The following is a 23,745-nucleotide window of genomic DNA, read 5'->3' on the forward strand; positions in this document are numbered from 1 at the left end:
AGTCTCTCTACGTGTCGAAGGTTCCCGACGTTGCCAAACGTCTGCTGCTGGGACGGGCGCTGCGCAGCCGCCAGGCCCACGAGCAGCTCCTGCCCAAGCGCGTCGCGCTTCCCGTGTTCGCCAGCGACGCGCTGTCCTCCGTGGCGTACGCGCCGCAGGAGATCCTGATCACGCTGGGCATCGCCGGGCTGGCCGGTTACGCCTTCACCCCCTGGGTGGGCGCCGCGGTCATCCTGATCCTCCTCGTGGTGGTCGCCTCCTACCGGCAGAACGTCCGGGCCTACCAGAGCGGCGGCGGCGACTTCGAGGTCGCCACCACCAACCTGGGCGGCAACTGGGGACTGGTGGTGGCCAGCGCGCTGCTGGTCGACTACGTGCTCACCGTCGCGGTGTCCATCTCGTCGGCGGTGGAGAACCTCGGCGCGTTCTCCCACCTCATCCACGAGCACAAGGTCGGCTTCGCGATCCTGATCGTGACCCTGCTGACCATGCTGAACCTGCGCGGCCTGCGGGAGTCGGGCATCGCCTTCGCGGTCCCGACCTACCTGTTCATGTTCGCGGTGTTCTCCATGATGATCTGGGGTTTCACCCGGCTCGCCTTCGGCGCCGAGCTCAGGGCCGAGACCGCTGACCTGGAGGTCCAGGGCACCGCGACCGGCGTGGCCGGGGCGGCGGGGGTCTTCCTGCTGCTGCGCGCGTTCGCCTCCGGGTGCGCGGCGCTCACCGGCGTCGAGGCGATCAGCAACGGCGTCCCGGCGTTCAAGAAGCCCAAGGGGCAGAACGCCGCCAAGACGCTGGCCATGCTGGGCCTGGTCGCGGTCACCATGTTCGGCGGCGTCACCGCGCTGGCCTACCTGACGGGGGCCAAGGCCGCCGACCCCCTGCACGGCAGCCACCTGATCGACCCGGCGACCGGCGAGGACGTCTCCAAGCAGCAGAACACGGTGATCACCCAGATCGCCGAGACGGTGTTCAGCAACTTCACGCCCATGTACGTGTTCGTGACGGCCATGACGGCGCTGATCCTGGTCCTGGCGGCCAACACCGCCTACAACGGCTTCCCCGTGCTCGCCTCGGTGCTGGCGCAGAACCGCTACCTGCCCCGGCAGCTGCACACCCGCGGCGACCGGCTGGCCTTCAGCAACGGCATCCTCATGCTGGCCGGCGCCGCGATCGTGCTGATCTACGCCTTCCAGGCGGACGTGACCAAGCTGATCCAGCTCTACATCCTCGGCGTCTTCGTGTCGTTCACCGTGAGCCAGACCGGCATGGTCCGGCACTGGAACCGGCTGCTGCGCACCGAGACCGACCCGGCGAAGCGCCGCCAGATGAAGACCTCCCGGCTGATCAACACGGTGGGCCTGGTCATCACCGGGACCGTGCTGGTGATCGTCCTCATCACCAAGTTCACCCACGGCGCCTGGATCGTGTGCATCGCGATGCCCGTCCTGTTCCTGTTGATGCGGGGGATCCGCACCCACTACGACCGGGTCGCGGTGGAGCTGGAGCCCGACGAGGGGGAGTACGCGCTGCCCGCGCGCAACCACGCCATCGTGCTGGTCTCCAAGATCCACAAGCCGACGTTGCGGGCCGTGGCCTACGCCAGGGCCACCCGCCCCTCCATCCTGGAGGCGGTCACGGTCGCGGTGGACACCCAGGAGGCGGCGCGGCTCCAGGACGAGTGGGACGCCCTGGACCTGCCGGTCCCGCTCAAGGTCCTCGACTCGCCCTACCGCGAGATCACCCGCCCGGTCCTGGACTACGTGCGCAACGTCCGGCGCAAGTCGCCCCGCGACGTGGTGACCGTCTACATCCCCGAGTACGTGGTGGGCCGCTGGTGGGAGCACGTCCTGCACAACCAGAGCGCCCTGCGCCTGAAGGGCCGCCTGCTCTTCCAGCCGGGCGTCATGGTGACCAGCGTCCCCTGGCAGCTGGCCTCCTCCGCGCGCCGCAAGGCACGGGTCGAGCGCCTAGGGGCCGGCCCGGTCCGGCGGGGCGACTCCCCGGAGCAGACTAAACTCGCGGAACGTGACTGATTCGGATCTCCTTGAACTCGAAGTCGGCCCTGTCGGGCACGGAGGCTTCTGCGTGGCCCGGCACGAGGGGCTGGTCGTGTTCGTGCGCCATGCCCTCCCGGGAGAGCTCGTCCGGGCCCGGGTGACCGAGGAGACCCGTACCTATTTGCGGGCGGACGCGGTGGAGATCCTCCGGCCCTCGCCGGACCGCGTGGAGGCGCCCTGCCCGTTCGCGGGGCCCGGCCGGTGCGGTGGATGCGACTGGCAGCACGCCGCCCCGGCGGCGCAGCGGGCGCTGAAGGCCGACGTGGTCGCCGAGCAGCTGAAGCGGCTGGCCGGGATCGACCGCCCCGTGCACGTGGAGGAGGTGCCCGTCCCGGCCGTCTACACCGAGGACGGCGAGCCGCTGAGCTCCGGCCCGGGCCTCGGCTGGCGGACCCGCGTGCAGTTCGCCGTGGACCCCCAGGGCTCGGTGGGGCTGCGCAAGCACCGCTCGCACGAGCTGGAGTACGTGGACGAGTGCCTGATCGCCCACCCCGGCGTGGAGATGATCGGCATCGAGCGCAAGCGCTGGTCCGGCGCGTCCTCGGTGGAGGGCATCACGTCCGCCGCCACGGGCGACCGCCTGGTGGTGGTCTCCGAGCCCAAGGGCCGCCGCGGCAAGCCGGTGCAGGTGCCGCAGCTGGACGTCCCGGTGCGGCTGGTCAAGCCGGAGCGCAAGGGTCCGCCGCAGCAGCAGCGGGAGGGGCGCCGTCCGGTCGTGCCGTTCGTCCGGGAGGAGGCGGCCGGGCGCCTGTGGCAGGTCACCGGCAGCGGTTTCTGGCAGGTGCACCCGGGGGCGGCGGACACGCTGGTGGCGGCCGTGCTGGAGGCGCTGCAGCCCAAGCAGGGCGAGATCGCCCTGGACCTGTACTGCGGGGTCGGCCTGTTCGCCGGGGTGCTGGGCGAGCGGGTGGGCGCCGGCGGCCTGGTGGTCGGCGTGGAGGCCGGGGGCCAGGCGGTGCGCGACGCCAAGTTCAACCTCAGGGACCTGCCCCAGGTCAGCGTCGAGCAGGGCAAGGTCGAGGAGGTGCTGGCCGCGCTGGAGTTCGGCCAGAGCCAGGGCAGGAGCACCGCCGCGGCGCAGGCCAAGCGCGGCGGGGCGGCCGGGCACCGGGGCGGCTCCCGGGTGCGCGGCGCCGACATCACGGTGCTGGACCCGCCGCGGGCGGGCGCGGGGGAGAAGGTGGTCGACGAGATCGCCCGCCGCACCAACCGGAAGATCGCGTACGTGTCCTGCGACCCGGCGACGCTGGCGCGCGACCTGAAGTACTTCTCGGCGCGCGGCTGGGTGCTGGAGACGCTCCGGGCGTTCGACCTGTTCCCCAACACCAGCCACGTCGAGTGCGTGGCCTCCCTGGTCAGGGGCTGACCCGAGGGCGGGGCGGAGCCGTCCGCCCCGCCTCCTCAGCGGCGGTTCAGCACGCGGTGGATCCCTTGGCGCTGTTCCAGGCGCAGGCGTCGACCCGCTTGTTGGCCTTGTCGAACAGGTAGGCCGCGCCCTTGACGTTGGGCCACAGGTGGCGGCGCATGCCCTGGTAGACGGTCGTCCTGGTCTTCCTGCCCTCGCCCATGCGCACCATGACCTTGCCCCCGGGCTTGACCGTGAACTTCCGCGCCGGGAAGTAGAAGACGTACTTGGAGTCCTTCAGCTGCCGGGTGTGACCGATGGTCCAGCCCGCCAGGCTCACCGCCTTGCGCCCGCGATTGGTGACGACCAGGTACTCCCCGTTGACGTTCTTGCGCGTGTCCTTGCCCTTGGCGTCGTACTGGACGAAGGAGAAGCGCACGGCGGGGGCGGCCTCGGCGGGCGCCGCGGCGACCAGCGGCAGGGCGACGCCGAGGACGAGGGCACCGATCAGTGACTTGCGCATCAGCGGTTCGTCTCCCATCTCTCCAAGGGGCCTGGAGTCGCCCCAGACTGGCAGGGTTCAGCAGACTACTGGGCTTTTGTACCCGATGTCTTATGAAGCAGGGGAGGCAGGCGGTGCGGCGGGGGCGCCGCCGCTAGCTGACTGGCTAGTTCTGGGTTTGTCAGGAAGATCCCGCTTAGGTTTTTGAAGCCTTAAAGGTAAAAAGTTTCGAATGTTACATTTGACCTAGTGCTATTTCTCCTTCACGCTGAGTTGCGGTCGTCGTGGGCGACCTGCCGGTGGTGACCAGGGAAGGGCGGCTGTGATTCGGGTGCTGATCGCCGACCAGGCGCGGTTGTTCCGCAGCGGGCTGGCCGCGCTGCTGGCCGACGAACCGGACATCGTCCTGGGCGGCGAGGCGGACGACGCCGGCAAGGTGGCACGGGTGGCGATGGAGTGCGCGGCGGACGTCGCGCTGGTCGCCTCCGAACTGCCCGGCCTGGACTTCTTCCCCCTGATCGAGGAGATGCGCGTGACGGCGCCCGAGTGCGCGGTGGTCGTGCTGGCCGCGCGGAGCCGGCCGGGGGACCTGCGCCGCGCGGTGGCCGCGGGAGCCTTCGGCTTCGTGCTCAAGGACAGCTCGCCGGTCCAGCTGTCCGACGCCATCCGCCGGGTCGCGCGCGGCGAGCGGGTCGTCGACCCCGACCTGGCCTACGCCGAGCTGGTGACCGCGCCTCCGCCGCTCACCCCCCGGGAACTGGACGTCCTCAATGTCGCGGCGGAGGGCGCGACGGTCGGCGAGATCGCCGAACGGCTGCACCTGTCACCGGGGACGGTGCGCAACTACCTGGCCCGGATCGTCGGCAAGGCCGGAGCGCGCACCCGGGTGGAGGCGATCGCCATCGCCCGGGAGCGCGGCTGGTTGTGGCACGAATCCGTGCGGCGGTTCAACGGCTGAGGCCGGTCCCGGCGGCGAGGAAGGCCAGCAGGTCGGCGGCCAGCCCGGCGGCCGTGCCGGTGGCGCGGTCGCCGTGGCCCACCCCGGACTCGTGGCGCAGCAGGATCGGGCCGTCCCCGGAGGTGGCCCGCTGGAGCGCGGCGCACATCTTCCGCGCGTGCAGGGGGTCCACCCGGGTGTCGCCGCCGAAGGACGCGAGGAGGACCGCGGGATAACGGGTCCCGGGGCGGACCCGGTGGTAGGGGGAGTAGGCCAGCAGGTGGTGGAAGGCCGCGGGGTCGGAGGCGGAGCCGTACTCGGCGGTCCAGAGGGGGCCGAGGCCGGAGCGCTCGTAGCGGACCATGTCGAGCAGGGGGGCGACGCACACCGCGGCGGCGAAGAGCTCGGGGCTGCGGGTGAGGGCGGCGGCCGCCAGCAGGCCCCCGTTGGACTCCCCCCACAGGCCGAGCCGGTCGGGGGAGGTCCAGCCGTCGTCGATCAGGAGCCGGGCCGCGGCCAGGAAGTCCTCCAGGGTCCGCATCCGGTGGGCGCCCACGCCCTGGGAACGGCTGCCCGCGTCACCGCGCACGTGGGCGATCGCCAGCGCCCCGCCCGCCTCGATCCAGGCCAGGGAGTCGGGGGCGTAGGAAGGCGTCATCGGCAGGCCGAACCCGCCGTAGCCGTGCAGGATCGTGGGACGGGGCCCGGCGCCGGGCGGAGCCAGGACGGTGACGCGTACCGGCGTCCCGTCCGGGGACGTCGCGGTGAGGACGTGGGTGCGGACCTCGGGGAGTCCGATCCGGGCGGGGGAGTCCTCCCACAGGGACGCGGCCTCCGCGCCGCCGTCGTAGCGCCAGACCTGCGGGGGCGTGAGGGTGTCGGTGTAGGTGAACCAGGCGGAGTCGCCCTCGGCGGAGAGCCGCCCGAGGGTGCCGCGGCCGGGCAGCGCGACGGAACCCAGGTACGCGCCGCTCTCCCGGTCGTGCCGCAGGAGTTCACCCGCCCCGTCGCGGAGGCGGGAGACCAGCAGCGTCTCGGCGAGGACGGTGAAGTCGGCGAGCGGCGCCTCCGGGTCGGGCGGCAGGAGCGTCCGGCGTTCCCGGGGGCGGCGCGGGTCGGCGACGGCGAGGGCGAGCCCGTCCCGTTCCGGAACGGCCAGGTAGAGGCGCCCGTCGCGGCCGACGGCGGCGGCCAGCGCGTGGGGGACGGGCCGCGAGGGCGGCGCGGCGGGAGAGCCGTGCCGCAGGTCGGCCAGCCGCAGCCCCGTCCCCCCGGGCCCGGCCGAGGAGATCACCAGCCAGTTCCCGTCGTGGCTGATCCCGAGGCCGGGGACCCCTCTCACCCGCAGGACGGCGGTGTCCTCGCCGCCGACCCGGCGTACCCTCATCCACTGGTCGCGCACGTAGTAGAAGGCGTCCTCGCAGATCCAGGCGACGGGCGCGTGGCGGCACCCCGGGACGGGCGGGCCGAGCACGTCCCCGGTCCCGGCGTCCAGCACGTGGAGGTCGCCGACCTCGGTCCCGTCCCGGGACAGCTGGACGGCGACGCGGGTCCCCTCCGGGGAGGGGTCCCAGGAGTCCAGGACGGTCGTGCCGCCCGGATCCAGCAGGGCCGGATCCACGATGGCCCGCCCGTCGGCGTAGAGGACGGGATGCGGGCGGCCGGGCAGGCGGCGCAGCGCGAACTCCCGTCCGGCCCGCCGGACCGGTGCGGTGACCGTCCCGGCGTCGGCCAGGGCCAGTGCCCGCTCGCGCAGGGCCTCGCGGCCGGGGAGCCCGGCGGCGTGGGCGCGCCACAGCGCGTCCTGCTCGGCCGACCACCGGGCGGTCGCCGCCGAGGCCGCGTCCTCCAGCCAGCGGTAGGGGTCGGCCACGGGACGCCCGTGCAGGACCTCCACCAGGTCGCCGCGCTCCGCGCGCGGGTAGGCGGTCACACGCATCAGGCTTTTCCTTCCACCAGTCTCACCGGGTTCACCGGCGGTTCGGATCCGAAGAGCTCGGCGTAGTGCGGGAACGAGTCGAGGAGTTCGGCGTGGGGGCCGAGCGCGATCGTGCGGCCGTCCATGAACAGCACCCGTGCGGCGCGCTTCGCCGAGGAGACCCGGTGCGCGACGACGAGGAGGACGCCGCCGCGCTCCATGAAGGCCCGCTCCGCGCGGGCCTCGGCCGCGGGGTCCAGGTGGCAGGTCGCCTCGTCCAGCACGGTCGGCCCGGCGGGGGCCAGGTAGGCGCGGGTGAGCGCGATGAGCTGGCGTTCGCCCGCCGACAGGAGGGCGGGGTCGACCCGGGCCGACAGCCCGCCGAGCCGCTCGGCGAGCCCGGTGAGCCCCACCGCGTCGGCGGCCCGCCAGAGCGCGGCGTCGGAGGCGGCGGCGTGGAAGGACAGGTTCTCGCGGAGCGTGCCCTGGAAGACGTAGGCCTCCTGGGGGATCAGCGTGCGGGCGGCGGGGTCGAGCAGCGGGGCGGGGACGCCCCGGACCAGGACCTCGCCGGTGTCGGGGGCGAGCAGCCCGCAGACCAGGCCCGCCAGCGTCGACTTGCCGATGCCGCTCGGCCCGACGACCGCCAGGTGGTCGTCGCCGTCGAGGGCCAGCGACAGCCCCCGCAGCACCGGCGCGGCGCGCGGGCCGTAGGCGAAGGAGACCCGGCGCAGCTCGACCTGCGGCCGGCCGGGGCGCGGCGGCCGCAGGTCGCGCCGCGGCGGGGGCGCGAGGAGCAGCAGGTCCAGGACGGCGGCGAGCCTGACGCCGCTCATCCCCAGGCCCTCGACCAGCCCGCCGAGCGCGGGGGCCAGCGACTGGGTGACGTAGGCCAGCGCCCCGACGACCGCGCCCGCGCTCGCGCCCCGGCCGAGCAGCCAGGGCGTGCCCGCCAGCAGGACCAGGGCGGGCAGCAGCCCGCCGAGCGCCAGGGCGACGGTCCGCAGCGCGGTCACCCGGGCCAGGGCGCGGCCCGCGCGGGCCTGCTCCGCCACGATCCCGCAGACCTGCCCGGCCAGGCGCTCCTCGGCCCCGCAGGCGGCGATGTCGCGCAGCCCGCCGGCCAGCCCGGTGACCGCGCCGGTGGTCCGCTCGTCCGCCCGCAGGAACGCCCGCTGGCGGCGGGCCAGGGCGGGCAGCGAGCACAGGAAGCAGCACAGGCCGAGCAGGAACGGCGGCAGCACCAGCAGCGCGATCTGCGGCATCAGGGCCAGCAGCCCCAGGACCACGCTCGCCACGGTGAAGACGAAGGACCGCAGGACCGTGACGACGGAGGCGAGGGAGTCCCTGGCCAGCTCGACCTGCTGGTTGGCGCGGGCCGCCGGCGCGTCCGCCGGGCGCCCCCCGGCCAGCCCGTGCCGGACGACATGGGCCAGCAGCCGGTCCCGGAACGGCTCGACCACCTCGGCCACCGCCAGCACGACCCGCCCGGCCGCGACCGCCGCCCCCGTCCAGACGAGGGCGAGCAGCGCCAGCCAGGCGAGGCCGCCGGCGGGCCGCCCCTCGGCGAACAGGTCGACGGCCCGTGCGACGGCGTAGCCCAGGAAGAACGCCGGGGCGCTCTCCAGCACCGACCAGGCGAGGATGCGCCTCAGCCGTCCGGGCTCCTGCCGCAGCGCCCGCCAGACGATCACCGGCAGGGGCCGCCGCCTCACTGGAAGACCTCCCGGTAGCCGGGGTCGCGCCACAGGTCGGTGTGCGCGCCGTGGCCGCGGATGCGGCCGTCCTCCAGCCACAGGACGAGGTCGGCCGCGGCGGCGGTGGCGGCCCGGTGGGTGACGACCAGCCGGGTCGCGGGGAGCGCGGCCACGGCGGCCAGGACCCGGTTGCGGGTGAGCGGGTCGAGCGAGGAGGTGGCGTCGTCCAGGACCAGGACCCGGCAGGGGCGGGCCAGCGCGCGGGCCAGCCCCACCCGCTGGCGCTCCCCGCCGGACAGCGGGGCGCGCTCGGGCGGGGTGGCGTACCCCCGGGGGAGGGCGCGCAGGAAGACGTCGGCCTCGGCCGCCCGCGCCGCGGGCACGGGATCGGCGCGCGGGCCGCCCAGGGTGATCGCCTCCCCCAGGGTGGGGCCGACCAGGACGGGCCGGTCGAAGGCCACCGAGACGGCCCGGCGCAGCGCCGGGCGGGACAGCTCCGGCACCGGGACGCCGTCCAGGAGCACGGGGAAGGCGGGGGGAGCGAGCCCGGCGACCGAGGCGGCGAGCCGGGACTTGCCCGAGCCGGACCGGCCGACGACGGCGACCAGGGCGCCGCCGGGCACGGCCAGCCCGGCCAGTTCCAGGGCGCCGGGCCCTTCGGGCGGCTCCCGGTCGCCGTGCGGGGGCGCGGCCTCCTCCAGCACCGCCCGGATGCGGGCGCGGGCGGCGCGGGCGCGGGCGAGGGCGCCGACCTGGCCGAGCGCCGAGCTCAGACCGGCGCCCAGGACCGCGTAGCGGACCGCGGCGTACAGCTCCCCGACGGTCAGCTCTCCGGCGGCCAGGCGCAGCCCGCCCGCGGCCAGCACCGCCACCTCCAGGAGCGGGACGACCAGCCCGGCCCGGACTCCGGCGCGGGCGTTGGCCCGCCACAACCGCATGCCGTGGGCGCGCAGGAGGGCGAGGGGGGCCAGGACCCGGGCGGTCTCGGCGTCCGCCGCGCCGGCCGCGGCGATCGTCCGGGCCCCGGCCAGGGCGTCGACGAGCCGGGAGGCGAGTTCGCCCTGGGTGCGCTGGTAGCGCTCGGCGAGGACGCCGGAGTCGCGGTGGAAGGCGCGCAGCACCCGGCCGATCAGGACCAGTGCCACGACGAGGGCGAGGGCGAGCCACGGGTCGATCAGGACCAGTGCCACCAGCCCGCCCGCGGTCGGGACGAGCGAGGCGAGCACGGCGATCCGGGCCTGGGGCGCCTGCCCGGCCTCCTCGGCGTTCAGCCCGGCCCGCGTGGCCAGCTCCCCGCCGGGGAACCGTCCCAGCAGCGACGGCCCCGCCGCCAGGACATGCCGCACGACCCGCTCGCGCAACCGGGCCGAGGCCGCCGCGCCGGTCGCTCCCGCCGCCCAGGTCTCCAGGCTGTCGCAGGCCACCGCCGCGCCGACCAGCAGCGCGCAGGCCGGCAGGAGCCCGGGGTCCCCCGAGACCGTCCGGTCGAAGGCCGCGCCCAGGACGGCCGGAAGGGCGAGTTGCAACGCGGCTCCGGCCACCGCGAAGAGCGCGAGCCACCACCGCACCGCGACCTCCGGTCCTCGGGAATGTTCCAGTCCGCACGGGGGCTCCGGGCGGTGCTCCGCAGAGCCGCCCGGAGCCGTCTCACCTGTACGGCCGTCCCGGCGGCCGGACGTCAGGGGGCGCGTCCGGCCGCCGGTCCGCTCAGTGGCAGAGGAGCAGGCTGAGGTTGCTGGGCTTGGCCGAGGCGCAGCCCAGGACGGTCAGGGTGCTGCCGCCGCCGTGGCCGCCGCCGCCAGGGGTCTCCAGGGTCTGCAGGTCGAGCAGGGTCATGTGATCCGCCTTCTCTTTCGCTGATGGGATGCGGGGGTCTCGCGGGCGCCTAGCGGCAGATCAGGGCATGTCACGCACCTCCTTTCCAGGTGTCGGAGGGGGGAGCCGCTCGGTGCTTCCGGTCCGCGGTGCCGGGCGGCTGCATCAGGGGGAGGAAGCAGGGGGCCGCGTCGAGCGCGTGGCCCAGGGCGAACAGGACTCCGGCCGTACCGGTCGCGAAGTCCATCGACAACCGCAGGAGCCGGTCGCCGGGGAAGGCCGTCCCCCCTTGGTGGACCAGCGCGTGCCAGCGCAGTCCGGCGACGAGGCCGGGCAGGTCCGGGTCGCCGGGGGGCAGCGCGGCGATGAGTCCGGCGCGGCCGTTGAACAGGCCGGGCTGGACGAAGAACCGCGCCCCGGCGACGGCGCGCAGCCCGGCGAGGGACCCGGCGAGCCGCGGGTCGTCCCGGTGGGACAGGTAGCGGGACAGGACGGGGACGATGCCCGCCGAGCCCTCCTCCAGGTAGGGCAGGAGGCGCCAGCCCTGGTCGACCTGCAGGGACCCGTCCGGGCCGCGTCTGCAGCGGCGCAGGTCCTGGGCCAGGGCGTCGCGCGCCAGGTCCAGCAGCGCGGGATCGCCGTCGAGTTCGTAGGCGTGCAGGAACAGCAGCGCCGCCCCGGAGGAGCCGTGCATCAGCCCGGCCCGCGGGTGCCGGCCGCCGCTGAGCCCGGGGACGCCGTCCGGACCGCCGATCCGCTCGGCGCAGGTCCGGACGATCTCGCGCGCCGGGTCGGCGAGCCCGAGCCCGAGCAGGCCCAGCGCCAGCCCGGACAGGCCCGAGTACAGGCTCAGGCCCGGGTCGTGGCGGTGCCCGTTCAGGCGGTGCTCGTCCAGGCAGCGCCCGGCCAGTTCCAGCGCGTCGTCCCGGCGGCCGAGCCGGTGCAGCACGTGGGCGACGCCGATCACGCCGTCGTACAGGCCCAGCCCGTTGCCGGGCCGCAGCGCGCGGTCCAGCAGCCAGTCCTCGTACTGCGGGAACCGGCCCGCGCCGGTCTCGTACAGGGCCAGCAGGACGCCGGCCGCGCCGGTGGCGATGTTCACCGCGCCGCCGCCGCGGAACTGGGCGACGTCGCCGGGGAACAGCCGGTCGCCGCGTTCGGGGGTGGCCGAGGCCAGGATCGTGCGGTGCAGTTCGTCGCGCAGTTCCGGCCATGCCGCCGAGCCCTCCCGGGCCGCCCGGTCCAGGGCGGAGGGGGCCGCGGCGCGGGGGGCGCCCCGTTCGCGCCCGCCGGTCAGCACCCGCACGGCGTCCTCGATGAGGCGGGGCGGGACGGGGAAGGTCTCGGTGATCAGCGCCCCCAGCCGCGCGGCCTTGCCCGGGTCCAGCGGGAGGGTGATCGTCACCTGGGGGGCGAACAATCCCAGGACCAGGCAGGCCAGGGCGTAGCGGTCGGCCTCGACGCCGCTCCGGCCGGCCGGGGCGAGGAAGGCCGGGTGGGCCAGCGCGGGGCGGGCGTCGTCGGCGGCCGGGGAGGCGACCTCGAAGTCGATCAGGACCGGCCGCCCCTCGGCGGTCACCAGGATGTTCTCCGGGTGCAGGTCGCCGAAGACCACGCCGCGGGCGTGCAGGGCGGCCACCGCCTGCTCGACCTTCGGCAGGATCTCGCAGGCCCAGGCGGTGTACTCGGCCAGCGCCTCGGGCTCGGGACGGGCGGTGGACAGCGGGTAGCGGTTCACCAGCATGCGCTGGAGCGGTTCGCCGTCGACGAACCCGGTGACGAGGAACTCGTGCCCGCCGAGGACGAAGTGGTCGACCAGCTCCGGGACCACGTCCAGTCCCTCGAGGCGCCGCAGGATGTCGCGCTCGTGGCGGGAGCGGGCGACCGCGTCCCTGTTCATGGCGTCGAGACCGGCGTGCGGGCGGGACTCCTTGAGGATGACGCGCCGCCCGTCGCGGTCGTGGCCGAAATAGACGCCGCCGCCGTTGGAGAACTGGACGACGTTCTCGATCTCGTAGGGGAGGCCGGCGACGGTGACGGCGTTGCGCGCCTCCAGGTGGGGTTCGAGGAACGCCGGCAGGCGGATCCACGGCGGGACGGCGAAGGCGACTCCGCGCACGTCGGGGACGAGTTCGCCTTCGCCGTTCTCCAGGGCCAGGACGCGTTCTCCTCGCTCGTCCAGGCAGTGGCGCTCGGCGAAGGCCCCGTACCTGACGTGGAGCGGCCCCGTCCCGTAACGCAGATCGCTGAGGATGTAGGGGCCCTCGATCCCGTCGAGCAGCTCGTCGAGCTCCTTGAGGGCGAGTTCGAGTTCCGCCTCGTCCCGCGGGTAGACGGTGATGAACTTCCCGCTGGAGGCGCGGTCGGCGGTCTTGGAGTTCTGCGCGAGCAGGGCGGGGGCGCCGCGCAGGTGCTTGAAGGCGATCCGCCGCCCGACGCAGTGCTCCCAGACGAGGTCCAGCGCGCGGACGGCGTCCTCGTGCCGGGCCGAGACGTGGATCTTCCAGCCCTGGGCCGGCAGGTCCCCGGCGTCCTCGGGCGCGTGGTAGACCCAGGTGTCGGTGACGTGGCGCAGCCAGCCGTCCGGCGCGGGGCCGATCGTCCTGGCGTAGTCCGAGTCCCGCAGCGCCGCGGAGGTGAGCCGGTCGTAGAAGAACGGATCCATCCGGCAGTAGAACTCGTAGCCGTCCACGTCTCCCTCTCGTTCGCCCGCTGGAAACGAGAATTCAGGAAATCGGTGGATACTCCTAGTTGCGAGCCGTCACCTCTCGCGATGGATGATGCACGGGCGGATCATGCGTTCCGCACCGGTCGGGTCAGCGGCACACCCTGGCGGACAGGGGGAGCCCGCGGCTGGAGGAGCCGACCTCGACGGTGTGGCAGCCGCGGACGGCCTTCCACCCGCTCTTCCAGACGGAGAAGGAGCGCTGGTCGAGGACGAAGGTGACGCGCCTGGACCGGCCCGGCGCCAGGGTGACCTTCTTGAAGCCCTTGAGCTGGCGGGGAGGCTCCCCGGCGCTGCGCGGGAAGGTGAGGTAAAGCTGCGGGACGGCCGATCCCGAACGGTTCCCGGTGTTCGTCACGGTCACCTGGACGCGGTTGCCGGACACCTTCAGCCGGCTGTACTTGAACTTCGTGTACGAGAGTCCGTACCCGAACGGGTAGGCGACGGGGAGTTTGCGGGCGTTGTACCGGCGGTACCCGACGTGGAGCCGCTCGGTGTAGCGGACGGTTCCGCCCTTGGCCGCCTTCACACCGGTGAGGGGGAAGGTGACGGGCAGCCGTCCGCCGGGCTCGGCGTCGCCGTAAAGGACGCGCGCGATGGCCGTGCCGCCGCGCTCGCCGGGGTACCACGCCTGCACCAGGCCGGCGATCCTGTTCCGCCACGGGGTGAGGACGGGCCCGCCGGTCTGCATGACCACGACGGTGTTGCGGTTGGCGGCGGCGACCCTGCGGATCAGGGCGTCCTGGTCCTCGCGGTCGGGAGCCCCGCACTTGAGGGTGAGGCACTTGAGGTCCTCGGCCTCCTCCCGCGCGTCGGAGACCACCACGATGGCCACGTCGGCGCGGCGGGCGGTGGCGGCGGCCGCGGTGAGGCTGGAGCCGTCGGCGTAGGCGACGGTGCCGCCCGCGCGGGCGCGGATGCCTTCCAGCGCGGTGACGGGGTCGCGCGGGGTGACCCGGGAGGAGCCCACGCCGCTGATGTAGTCGGCGGCGGACGAGCCGATGACGGCGACGCTCGTCCCGGCCTTGAGCGGCAGGACGCCCTTGTTGCGCAGCAGGGTGACGCCGTTCTCGGCGACGGACTGCGCGGTCCGGTTGCCGGCCGCCACGTCGATGGTCTGCGGCCGGTCGCGGTACCGGGCCCGGTCGAACACGCCGTGCGCGAAGAGCGTGCGCAGGTAGGCCCGCACCCGCTTGTCGATCTGCCCCCGGGTGATCTTCTTGTCGCGCAGCGCCTCGCTGAGCCGGTCCTTGCTGTACACGAGGCCGACGGGCATCTCGATGTCCATGCCGCCGCGCACGGACCCCGCCGTGTTCTTCGCGCCGACCAGCCAGTCGGAGGCGACGAATCCGCGGAAGCCCCACGAGCCGCGCAGGACGGAGCCCAGGAACGCGCCGTTGGAGCAGGAGGGCTTGCCGTTCACCTGGTTGTAGCCGCACATGACGGCGGCGGCGCCGCCCCGGCGGACCGCGGCCTCGAACGGCGGCAGGTAGATCTCGCGCATCGTCCGGGAGTCGACGACCGCGTTCATCTTGTAGCGGTCGGTCTCCTGGTTGTTGGCAGGGTAGTGCTTGATCATCGACATGACGCCCTGCTTCTGCGCGGCCCTGATCCAGGGGGCGCCCAGGGCGCCGGTCAGGTACGGGTCCTCGCCGTAGGACTCGTATCCCCGTCCGGCGTTGGGGATGCGCAGGATGTCCAGGGCGGGCCCGAGGACGATGTCGTTGCCCCTGCGCCGGCCCTCGTCGCCGACGAGCCTGCCGTACCGGGCGGCGGCCGCGGTGGAGAAGCCCGCGCCGAGCGCGATCGGGGCGGGCAGCGCCGTGCCCGGACCCTGCCGGATCCCGGCGGGCCCGCCGCCGGCCATGAGCACGGTCGGGACGCCGAGCCGGGGGACGCCCCGGACGGTGCCCTCGTGCGAGTCGGGGTTCGTCTCCGTCGACAGCGGCCCGAGGGCGTCGTCCCCGGCCATCAGGCCGAGCTTCTCGTCCAGGGTCAGCGCCTTGACCAGCAGCCCGGCGCGCCGGTCCGGCGGCAGGTCGCGGTCGCACCAGGGGCGGGCGGCCGCGCTCCCGCAGGGGCCGGGGGCGGCGGCCGAGGACCCCGCCACGCTGAGCAGGGGGAGGCCCAGGACGGCGACGAGGGCGACTGCTGTGCTTCGGGAGATCACAAGCGGACATTCTCGTGTCTGGTGTTACTCGCCAGGAACCCGGCGCGAATAACAAATCGTGCATTTCTCTGATCCGGGGGAGACTGGCGTGGTGCTGCTGACGATCACGATGACTTCGGACGAGAGCGCCCCCGCGACGGACCTGGGCTTCCTGCTCCACAAGCACCCCGACCGCGTGCAGACGTTCGAGCAGGCCTTCGGGACGGCTCACGTGTTCTACCCGGAGGCCTCTCCCGAGCGCTGCACCGCCGCGCTGCTGCTGGAGGTGGACCCGATCGGCCTCCAGCGGAGCCGGGGTAAGAACAGCCCGGACTTCTCCCTGAGCCAGTACGTGAACGACCGCCCGTACGCGGCGTCGTCCCTGCTGTCCTCGGCGATGAACGCGGTGTTCCGCACCGCGATGCGCGGGCGCTGCCCGTCCCGCCAGGAACTCGCCGACGGGGCCGTCCCGCTGGAGTTGTCGCTGCCCGCGCTGCCCTGCCGCGGCGGGGCGGCCTACGCGCGGAGGCTGTTCGAGCCGCTCGGCTGGGAGGTCTCCGCCGAGCCCGTCCCGCTGGACGAGCGCTTCCCCGCGTGGGGCGACTCCCGGTACGTCACGCTGACCCTGCGCGGGACCGCGCGCCTCGCGGACGCGCTCAACCAGGTGTACGTGCTGCTGCCGGTGCTCGACCAGGCCAAGCACTACTGGCTCGCCCCCGACGAGGTCGACAAGCTGATCCGCGCGGGCTCCGGCTGGCTGGCCGACCACCCCGAACGGGCCGGGATCACCCGCCGCTACCTGGGCAACCGGAGCAGGCTGGTGCAGGCCGCGCTCGGTCGCCTCGCCGACGCCGAGGGCCTGCCCGAGGACGCGCTGGAGCTGCCCGAGGCCGACCGGTCGGAGGAGGAGCACGAGCGCAGGGTCCCGCTGAACGAACGGCGGCTGGAGGCCGTCTCCGCCGCGCTGAAGAAGGAGGAGGCGCGCTCCGTCCTGGATCTGGGATGCGGGCAGGGCAAGCTGCTCGCCCGGCTGCTGCGCGACCCGTCCTTCGCCCGCGTCGCCGGCGTGGACGTCTCGTACACCGCCGTCGCCATCGCCCGCCGCAGGCTGAAGGTCGACCGCATGCCCTCCGCGCAGGCCGCGCGGCTGGAGCTGTTCCAGGGCGCGCTGACCTACCTGGACGACAGGTTCCGCGGGTACGACGCCGCCGTGCTGATGGAGGTCATCGAGCACGTCGACCCGCCCCGCCTGCCCGCCCTGGCCCGCGTGGTCTTCGGCCACGCGCGGCCCCGGACGGTCGTGGTGACCACGCCCAACGTGGAGCACAACGTGCGCTACGAGGGCCTGACGGGGATGCGGCACGCCGACCACCGCTTCGAGTGGACCCGGGCGCAGTTCCGCGAGTGGGCCGAGGAGGTCTGCGCCCGGTACGGCTACCAGGTCCGCTACGAGCCGGTGGGCGAGGACGACCCGGAGGTCGGCCCGCCCACCCAGATGGGCGTCTTCACCGCCGTGCGGTGAACAGGAAGTTGCGCGGGAACCCCTCCACCTCGCGGGGGAGGGGCTCCCACGGCCAGCGCCCGAAGGACGCGCCGGGCTCACCCGGGCATTTCACCTCGGAAGGCTGCCAGCCGCAGTCGGCCAGGAAGTCCTCCGGCCGGTCGGTGCCGAACAGCCAGGGGCAGCCGTCCTCGGTGAGCCTGCGCAGCCCCTCGCGGGAGAACTCGCTGACCATCGACTGGTGGCTGAGCAGGTCGCCCGCCAGCACGCTTCCCGGCGCGGACAGCTCCGCCACCCCGCCCACGAGGGTGCGGGCGTCCTCCTCGGGCAGGTAGAAGAGCAGCCCCTCGGCGATCCACAGGGTGGGCGCGCCGGGGTCCCAGCCGGCCTCCCGCAGCGCGGACGGCCAGTCGCCGGTCAGGTCCGCCGGGACGGTCCTGCGCTCGCAGCCGTGCCGGGCGCCGAGCCCGGCCAGCTCCTCGTCCTTGGCCTCCAGCAGCGCGGGCCGGTCCACCTCGTAGACGACCGCGCCGGGCCGCCACGCCAACCGGGCCGTCCGGGTGTCCAGCCCCGCGGCCAGCAGGACGACCTGGCCGGACGCCCCGGCGACCGCCTCGTCCAGGTAGCGGGTGCGGATCGCGATGAACTCCTTGACGCCCGGGTTGCCGTAGCGCTCCAGCAGCCGGAAGCCCTCCTCCCCGGCCAGGTCGGCGGCGTACGGGTCGGTGAACAGCGCGTCCGGCAGCCCGGACTCGTGCGCCCGTACGGCCGCCGTCCAGCGGGCGGTCGCCGCGACCGCCTCCTCCTTGCGTTCGTGCACGGGATCTCCTAACGACTCTGGACCTGGGAAAGGACGCGCCGCATCGACTCGGGGAAACGGGCGGGGACGAGATGGCCGTTGGCGTCGGTGGTGACGCAGGCGATCCGCTGCTCCCCGGTGGCGACGAGCTCCTCGCCGCCGTCGGGGAGCTGCCGCCAGTACTCGAACGTCATCACCGACTGGGTCTGGCCCAGCTCGCCCTGCCGCATCCGCACCACGACCTCGTCGAACACCCGCAGCTCGCGCAGGTAGTCGCAGTGGCAGCTGACGGTCAGCAGCCGCACCCCGTCGGCGAACCCGGCGACGACGTCGGGCGTGTAGTCCCGCAGGAACAGCTCGCGGGCCCTGCCCTGCCACCGGATGTAGTTGACGTAGTTGACGTTGCCGAGGAGGTCGGTGTCCTCGATGGTGACGATGTGCCGGTACTCGTAGGCGTCGCCCATCAGCGGGTCTGCCCTTCCGCCGGGCCCTCGGAGGTGAGGACGGCCAGCACGACGGGCTCGGCGACGTCCCGCAGCCGGGTGGCGTAGGTGAGGACGCGCTGCCCGCCGCAGCGCAGCCCGGCCCAGCCGCCCTCGTTCACCGAGTCGAAGGTGAGCGGGGTCTCGACCGGCAGCCCGGCCTTGACCACGCACTCCCCGGCCGACCACACGCGGGTCGCGGCGGCGTCGAGGCTCTCGCCCGCCTCCTCGGCGATCGTCTCGGCCAGCGCGAGCCTGTCCGGGCCGAGCAGGCTCGCCCAGTCCCGGCTCTCCACGAGCTCCAGGTCGACGCCCGGAACGGCCGCCGCGACCGTGACGCCGGCCCGGTGCGAGACCGAGACCGTCCGTCCGGAGTCCACCTCGGGCTTGCCGTCGGGCCGCCAGGAGACCTCGGTGCCCGCGCCGAGCAGCCGCTTGAGCATCAGCTCGCTGGCCTCCCGCCGCCCGGCGCCCGCCGGGTCGCGGTCGAGCATGATCCGGCCGGCCAGGCCCTGGTCGATGAGCGCCTGCTCCAGGTAGGAGCCGAGCAGCATCGGCACCCACACCGACGGCACCTCGTACTTGCTGACGAGCTGGGTGGTGAAGCCCTCCCAGGTCTCGATGACCCGCCCGTCGTGCCCGGTGACCTCCACGTCCCATTCCTCGTCGTCGAACCGGTGCCGGACGTGCACCGTCGCCGGGGCCGAGCCGGTCGCCGGTCCGGGCACCAGTCGCCGGATCCCCGCGGGGATCGCCAGGACCGTCGGGCCGCACGTCTGGATCGGCTGCATGTAGGCGTCGCGCGCGGCCGGGTCGCCCAGCAGCAGCGTGGACGGCAGGTAGCGGCCGAACCACGCCGCGCCGGTGCCGGGCAGCAGCCGGCTCGTCGCGAGCTGCGCGCCGGTCCGGTGCACGCTGTCCACCAGCTTGAACCGCGGCCCGTGGAAGAGCATCGGCCCGTACAGGTCGGTGGCCGGGTCGAACGCCATCGCCGGCAGGTCGGCGTCGGCCGGGTCGGCGAACCCGAGCGGGGCGGGCACTGTGCTCTTCTGGGGGGCGACCCCCAGACCCCCGAGGGCCGGTTCGGCCGATCCTCGCTGCGCTGCGGTCGTCCGAACCGGGGCGGAGAAGTCGCACACGGCCCGGTAGTGGTCGAGCTGGAAGCGGGTGGTGCTGGAGCGCACGACCGTGGTGACGCGGCCGGGCGCGGTCACCAGGGCGGCGACCCGCAGCGTGACCTTCTCGTCCTCGCCGAGGACCACGGCGCGCAGGAACTCCACGTCCTCCAGGACCGGGACGGCGTCGGTGCCCAGCACCCCGGCCGCGGCCTGCGTCATCGCCTCGATGCCCACGGTGCCCGGAAGCACCGCGTTGGTGCCGCCGCTGAAGACGTGCTCGGCCAGGTAGGGGTCGTTGGCCCAGCTGAGCTCGGAGTCGGCGACCAGCTCGATGCCGGGGTAGAGCACCCGCGGCTGCTCCAGGAAGCGCAGCAGCGGCAGCTCGCCGGAGCCGAACCGGACGGTCGGCATCTGCCCGAACCGGCCGGTGACCACGGCGACGACCGGCGCGTCCGGGTCGGCGACGAGGCCGCGCAACATCCGCACGCCCTGGTCGGGGGTGATGGTGTGGACGCCGACGCGCGAGAGGTTCTCCACCGAGCCGAGCCGCTCGCCCATGCCGACGCCCGACCACAACGACCACTCCACCGCGCGGCAGCGGGTGTGCGGCAGCCGGGCGGCCAGCTCCTGGACGAGGTCGCTCTGCCACTCGTTGGCGACGGCGTAGTGGGCCTCGCCGCGCAGCCCGGCCCGCCCGGTGATGCTGCCGAAGGTGACGAGCAGCTTCAGCGTGTCGTGGTCGACGGCGTTCAGGACGGCTTCCAGGCCGGTGACCTTCGGGTCGATGGTCCGCCGGTAGTCGTCGTCGGTGAGCTCCTCCAGCAGCTTCGGCACGTTGCCGCCCGCCCCGTACAGCACGGCGGTGACCTTGCCGAGGACCTCGCCGACCTCCTGCACGGTCGCGGCGACGGCGGCGTGGTCGGTGACGTCGACCCGGAAGTACCGCGCGGTCACCCCGGCCGCCTCCATGCGGGCCAGGTTGGCGGCGAGCTCGTCGTCGGACGCGGGGTCGGAGCGGCCGAGCAGGGCGAGCGCGGTGCCGCTCTCGCGGGCCAGTTCCAGTGCGCACTCGGCGGTGATGCCCTTGCCGCCGCCCGCCACCAGCATGACGTCACCGGTGCCGACCGGCAGGTCCGTCCCGGCGAGCGCGACCTGCTGGAGGACGGGCTCGGTACGGGTGCCGTCGGCGGCGTAGGCGGCCTCGCGGAACCCGTCGGTCGCGACGGCCTCGGCGACGACGCGCTCGATCTGCCCGGCCTGCGCGAGGTCGGCCGTGATGACGGCCGTGGCGACCCAGGGGGCCTCCAGGTGCAGGGTCTTGCCGAAACCGGCGGAGCCCGGTCCCTCCTGGACGATCACGCAGCGCGAGACGTCCTTGTTCGCCAGCACCGCGCCGGCGGCCGCGCGCAGCAGGCCGAGCCGCTCGGGTCCGGCGGCGGGCACGACGGCCACGACGCCCGAGCCGCACGCGGCGGCCTCCAGCGCCTCGGCCAGCGCGGGCCCGGCCGGGTGCGCGCCGACGAGCCGCCACGCGCCGGGCGTGCGCATCGCGCTGCGCGCCGGGGCGTCCAGCTCGCGCCAGTCGATCGCGAACGCCTCGACCCAGGTGTCCACGCCGGGCGGGACGATCTTGGCGGCGGCCTCGGCCGAGTCCTCGGTGGCGGCCTCACCGGTCTCGACGAGCCGGGTGAGGGTCTCGGCCACCTGGCCGAGCGTGGCGGTCGCGTAGCCGGTCGGCGCGGCGGGCCGGTCCAGGCCGAGCTTCTTCATCGCCTCGCCGACGATCTGCCCCACCACGATCGAGCTCAGGTGCAGGTCGTCCAGGAACTTGCTGTCGGCCTGCACCGACTCGAGGGGGAACTCGGCGAAATCGGCGACCATCCGGCGCAGGAGCAGCAGAGGGTCCGTGGTGTCGTCGGCCTCCGGGGACACCGCAGTCGCGCCGCTCCCGGCCGGGGCCGTGCTCACCAGCAGCTCCGGGTCCACGTCGGGAGTGGTCTCGCACGGGTTGGACAGGAAGTAGGGCTTGGCGGCGGGGTCGAACGGCCGGCTGAACCGCCCGGCGAACAGCTCGCCGATCTGAACGTTCGCGCCCAGCGCGAACACGGCGCCGAGCGTCTGCAGCAGCCCCGCCAGGGACTCCTCGTCGGTCCTGGTCGCCACGGCGGGAACGTCGGTGATCTCGCGTGCCAGCCCGGTCAGGACCTGGCCGGGACCGACCTCGATGAGCAGGTCGGCGTCCTTGGCCGCCTCGCCGAGCGCCTCGGTGAACCGCACAGGCGCGGTGATCTGTTCGCGCAGCAGCTCCCGAGGGTCCTCGGCGACGGCGGCCGCGGTGACCGTCGAGATGACCCGGCGGCGCACCGGTCCGGGCCTCTCCTCGGCCAGCCGCGCGGCGAACGCGTCGGCGGCGGGGGAGACCAGCGGCGAGTGGAAGGCGTGCGAGACCGGCAGCCGCACCGCGGACAGCCCGGCCCGGGTCGCCGCGGCCACCACGCGGGTGACGGCCTCGGACGGCCCGGAGACGACGGTCTGGCCGGGGGAGTTGTAGCCGGCGACGACCACCGGCTCGCCGGCGAGCAGCGGCGTGACGGCGGCGGCGTCGGCGGCGATGCTCGCCATCGCGCCGCCGCTCTCCGACAGCTCGCTCATCGCCCTGCCCCGCGCGGCGGCGATCCGCAGCAGCGCGGTCTCGTCGTAGGAGCCGCCCCAGTGCAGCGCGACGAGCTCGCCGAGGCTGTGCCCGACCGCGGCGCGCGCCTGGATCCCGAAGCGGTCGAGCAGCCGCAGGCCCGCGACGGAGGCGGTGGCGATCCGCGGCTGGGCCACGGCCGTGTCGACCTGGTCGCCGCCGGTGGGCAGCGCGGCCCGCTCGTACAGCTCCTCGATCTCCTCGAACCGGCGGCGGGCCGCGCCCCCGGAGGCGTTCCCGCCCGAGCCCTGGCCCGGGAACATCAGCACCACGCGCGGCAGCTCGCCGAGCGTCCCGACGAACACGCCGCCCAGCGGGTCGAGGTGCCGTTCGGCTCCGGCGAGCGAGGCGACCTGGCGGAGCCGGTCGGCCAGCTGCCGCGGCGTGCTCGCCACCACGGCCGCGCGCCGCGCCCGGCGGCCCAGCTTCGTGGCGAGGTGTGCGGCGAGGTCGGGCAGCTCGGCGCGGGACATGCCCTCGGCGACGGCCGACAGCGAGACCGCGGTGGCGGCGAGCTCGTCGGCGGTGTCGGCGTCCAGGCAGAACAGTTCGGTGTCCTGCTGCGAGCTGAGGATCGTGCGGGTCCGCCCGTCGATCCGGGGCCGCGACGGGCGCGCGGACTCCACCACCACATGGGTGTTTATACCGCCGAAACCCATGGCGCTGACGCCCGCGCGCAGCGGCGCGCCCTCCGGCCACGCCTCGCCCTTGGGCAGCACCCGCAGCGACGGGGTGCCCTCGGTGAGGATCGGGTGGGGCCGCTCGCAGCCGGTGGTCGGCGGCAGGACCCCGTGGTTCACGGCCTGCACGGCCTTGATCAGCCCGGCCACGCCGGCGGCGGCCTTGGTGTGCCCGATGTTGGCCTTGATCGAGCCGATCACGGCAGGGGGAGCGGACGGGTCGGCGGCCTTGCGGGCGTCGCTGATCGTCTGGAGCTCGGCGGCGTCGCCGACGGCGGTGCCGGTGCCGTGGCCCTCGAAGTACGGCACCTCCTCGACGCCGAAGCCGGCGCGCCGGTAGGCGCGGTCGATGCAGATGCGCTGGCCGTCGGTCTCGGGCCGGGTGATGCCGCCCGCGCCGTCGGAGGACATGCCCCAGCCGTTGACGATGCCGTGGACGCGGTGGCCGCGCGCCAGGGCGTCCTCCTCGCGCATCAGCACCACCATGCCGGCGCCCTCGCCGGGCCAGAACCCGGCCGAGCGCTGGTCGTACACCCGCATGTCGTCGGTGGCCAGGGCCCCGGCGCGGGAGAAGCCGATCAGCTCGTTGGGGTCGATGCTGATGTCCACGCCGCCCGCGACCGCGACGTCCATGTCCCCGGAGATCAGCGCGTTGCAGGCGGTGATGAGGGACAGCAGGGACGAGGCGCACGCCCCGTCGACGGTGTAGCCGCCGCCGTTGAAGTCGAAGTGGTTGCAGACGCGGCCCGCGATCGTGTTGGCCAGGCCGCCCGCGAGGTAGTCGCCGTCCGGCACCGGGAAGGGCGCCTTGTAGTCGTGCTCCATCCGGCCCAGCAGCTCGGCGAGGTCCTCCCTGCCGACCTTGCCCTCCAGGGCGTTCGCGACGATCCGCCGGACGTACGGCCAGCGCAGCCGGATCCCGGCGGCGCGCTGCCCCTCGCCGGTCAGCGAGTTGCCGATGACCACGCCGGTGGACTCCAGCGGCGCGCCCTTGCCGTCGGGGAAGCCCGCGTCGGCCAGCGCCTCGGCCGCGACCTCCAGGGCCAGCCAGTGCACCATGTCGGTGTTGCGGTAGGTGGTTCCGGCGACCTTGAAGCGCAGCCGGTCGAACTCCCAGTCGCGCAGCAGCGCGGCCTCGGTCGAGTAGAAGTGGTCGGGCGCTGACCTGTCGGCCGACCAGTAGTCCTCCATCCGGATGCGCTCCGGGGGGAGGCGGCGGAAGGAGCGCCGCCCGGCGAGGGCGTTCTCCCACAGCTCGGCGGGGTTGGCCGCGTCCGGGAAGCGGCAGGCCATACCGATGATGGCGATGCGAGAAGACATGGAAG

General features: G+C 74.4%; 14 protein-coding genes. 4 read left to right on the top strand and 10 right to left on the bottom strand.

Going from position 1 to position 23,745, the window contains the following annotated elements:
* The first annotated feature begins 11 nt into the window (after window positions 1-11).
* Both C2865_RS30395 and C2865_RS30400 read left to right on the top strand, forming a co-directional pair.
* Complete coding sequence (locus C2865_RS30395; RefSeq protein WP_106402047.1) at window positions 12-2,036, top strand: APC family permease; 2,025 nt, start codon at window positions 12-14, stop codon at window positions 2,034-2,036.
* Window positions 2,029-3,426 carry a class I SAM-dependent RNA methyltransferase gene (locus C2865_RS30400; protein WP_106402048.1) on the top strand — a complete coding sequence of 466 codons (1,398 nt, stop codon included), beginning with the start codon at window positions 2,029-2,031 and terminating at the stop codon, window positions 3,424-3,426. Before C2865_RS30395 ends, C2865_RS30400 begins: the two co-directional genes overlap by 8 nt.
* A gap of 46 nt (window positions 3,427-3,472) precedes the next feature.
* Here the strand turns inward: C2865_RS30400 and C2865_RS30405 are convergent, their stop codons facing one another.
* A complete protein-coding gene (locus C2865_RS30405; RefSeq protein ID WP_106402049.1) occupies window positions 3,473-3,946 on the bottom strand; it encodes a lamin tail domain-containing protein in 474 nt (157 codons plus the stop codon).
* 283 nt (window positions 3,947-4,229) lie between these two features.
* Here C2865_RS30405 and C2865_RS30410 point away from each other — a divergent pair, with 283 nt between their 5' ends.
* A complete protein-coding gene (locus C2865_RS30410) occupies window positions 4,230-4,865 on the top strand; it encodes a response regulator transcription factor (protein ID WP_106402050.1) in 636 nt (211 codons plus the stop codon).
* On the opposite strand, the gene C2865_RS30415 is transcribed toward C2865_RS30410, so the two are convergent.
* From C2865_RS30415 to C2865_RS30440, 6 genes are all read right to left on the bottom strand, one after another.
* Complete coding sequence (locus C2865_RS30415; RefSeq protein ID WP_106402051.1) at window positions 4,855-6,783, bottom strand: prolyl oligopeptidase family serine peptidase; 1,929 nt, start codon at window positions 6,781-6,783, stop codon at window positions 4,855-4,857. The genes C2865_RS30410 and C2865_RS30415 overlap by 11 nt on opposite strands.
* The gene (locus C2865_RS30420) at window positions 6,783-8,477 is read right to left on the bottom strand and encodes an ATP-binding cassette domain-containing protein (RefSeq protein WP_106402052.1); all 1,695 of its coding nucleotides are present in this window, start codon (window positions 8,475-8,477) and stop codon (window positions 6,783-6,785) included. The genes C2865_RS30415 and C2865_RS30420 overlap by 1 nt, the downstream gene beginning before the upstream one ends.
* A complete protein-coding gene (locus C2865_RS30425; protein ID WP_232835886.1) occupies window positions 8,474-10,027 on the bottom strand; it encodes an ABC transporter transmembrane domain-containing protein in 1,554 nt (517 codons plus the stop codon). Before C2865_RS30425 ends, C2865_RS30420 begins: the two co-directional genes overlap by 4 nt.
* A gap of 139 nt (window positions 10,028-10,166) precedes the next feature.
* Window positions 10,167-10,295: a SapB/AmfS family lanthipeptide gene (locus C2865_RS30430; protein ID WP_106402054.1), complete on the bottom strand. Its 129-nt coding sequence runs from the start codon at window positions 10,293-10,295 to the stop codon at window positions 10,167-10,169.
* A gap of 70 nt (window positions 10,296-10,365) precedes the next feature.
* Window positions 10,366-12,966: a class III lanthionine synthetase LanKC gene (gene lanKC, locus C2865_RS30435; RefSeq protein ID WP_106402055.1), complete on the bottom strand. Its 2,601-nt coding sequence runs from the start codon at window positions 12,964-12,966 to the stop codon at window positions 10,366-10,368.
* A 124-nt stretch (window positions 12,967-13,090) separates the two neighbouring features.
* On the bottom strand, window positions 13,091-15,169 hold the full coding sequence (locus C2865_RS30440; RefSeq protein WP_106402056.1) for a beta-glucosidase family protein: 2,079 nt from the start codon (window positions 15,167-15,169) through the stop codon (window positions 13,091-13,093).
* Window positions 15,170-15,260: 91 nt separating this feature from the next.
* Here C2865_RS30440 and C2865_RS30445 point away from each other — a divergent pair, with 91 nt between their 5' ends.
* The gene (locus C2865_RS30445) at window positions 15,261-16,670 is read left to right on the top strand and encodes a 3' terminal RNA ribose 2'-O-methyltransferase Hen1 (RefSeq protein WP_106402207.1); all 1,410 of its coding nucleotides are present in this window, start codon (window positions 15,261-15,263) and stop codon (window positions 16,668-16,670) included.
* Here the strand turns inward: C2865_RS30445 and C2865_RS30450 are convergent.
* From C2865_RS30450 to C2865_RS30460, 3 genes are read right to left on the bottom strand one after another with little or no spacing between them, the layout of a single operon-like run.
* Complete coding sequence (locus tag C2865_RS30450; protein ID WP_106402057.1) at window positions 16,654-17,469, bottom strand: class I SAM-dependent methyltransferase; 816 nt, start codon at window positions 17,467-17,469, stop codon at window positions 16,654-16,656. The two genes, C2865_RS30445 and C2865_RS30450, sit on opposite strands and share 17 nt — an antisense overlap.
* An 8-nt stretch (window positions 17,470-17,477) precedes the next feature.
* A complete protein-coding gene (locus C2865_RS30455; RefSeq protein WP_106402058.1) occupies window positions 17,478-17,912 on the bottom strand; it encodes an acyl-CoA thioesterase in 435 nt (144 codons plus the stop codon).
* Window positions 17,912-23,740, bottom strand: a complete 5,829-nt coding sequence (locus tag C2865_RS30460; RefSeq protein ID WP_106402059.1) for a type I polyketide synthase — start codon at window positions 23,738-23,740, stop codon at window positions 17,912-17,914. The genes C2865_RS30455 and C2865_RS30460 overlap by 1 nt, the downstream gene beginning before the upstream one ends.
* Window positions 23,741-23,745: the final 5 nt, after the last annotated feature.

The sequence above is a fragment of the Actinocorallia populi genome (genome assembly GCF_002995495.1).
GTDB lineage: Bacteria > Actinomycetota > Actinomycetes > Streptosporangiales > Streptosporangiaceae > Actinocorallia > Actinocorallia populi.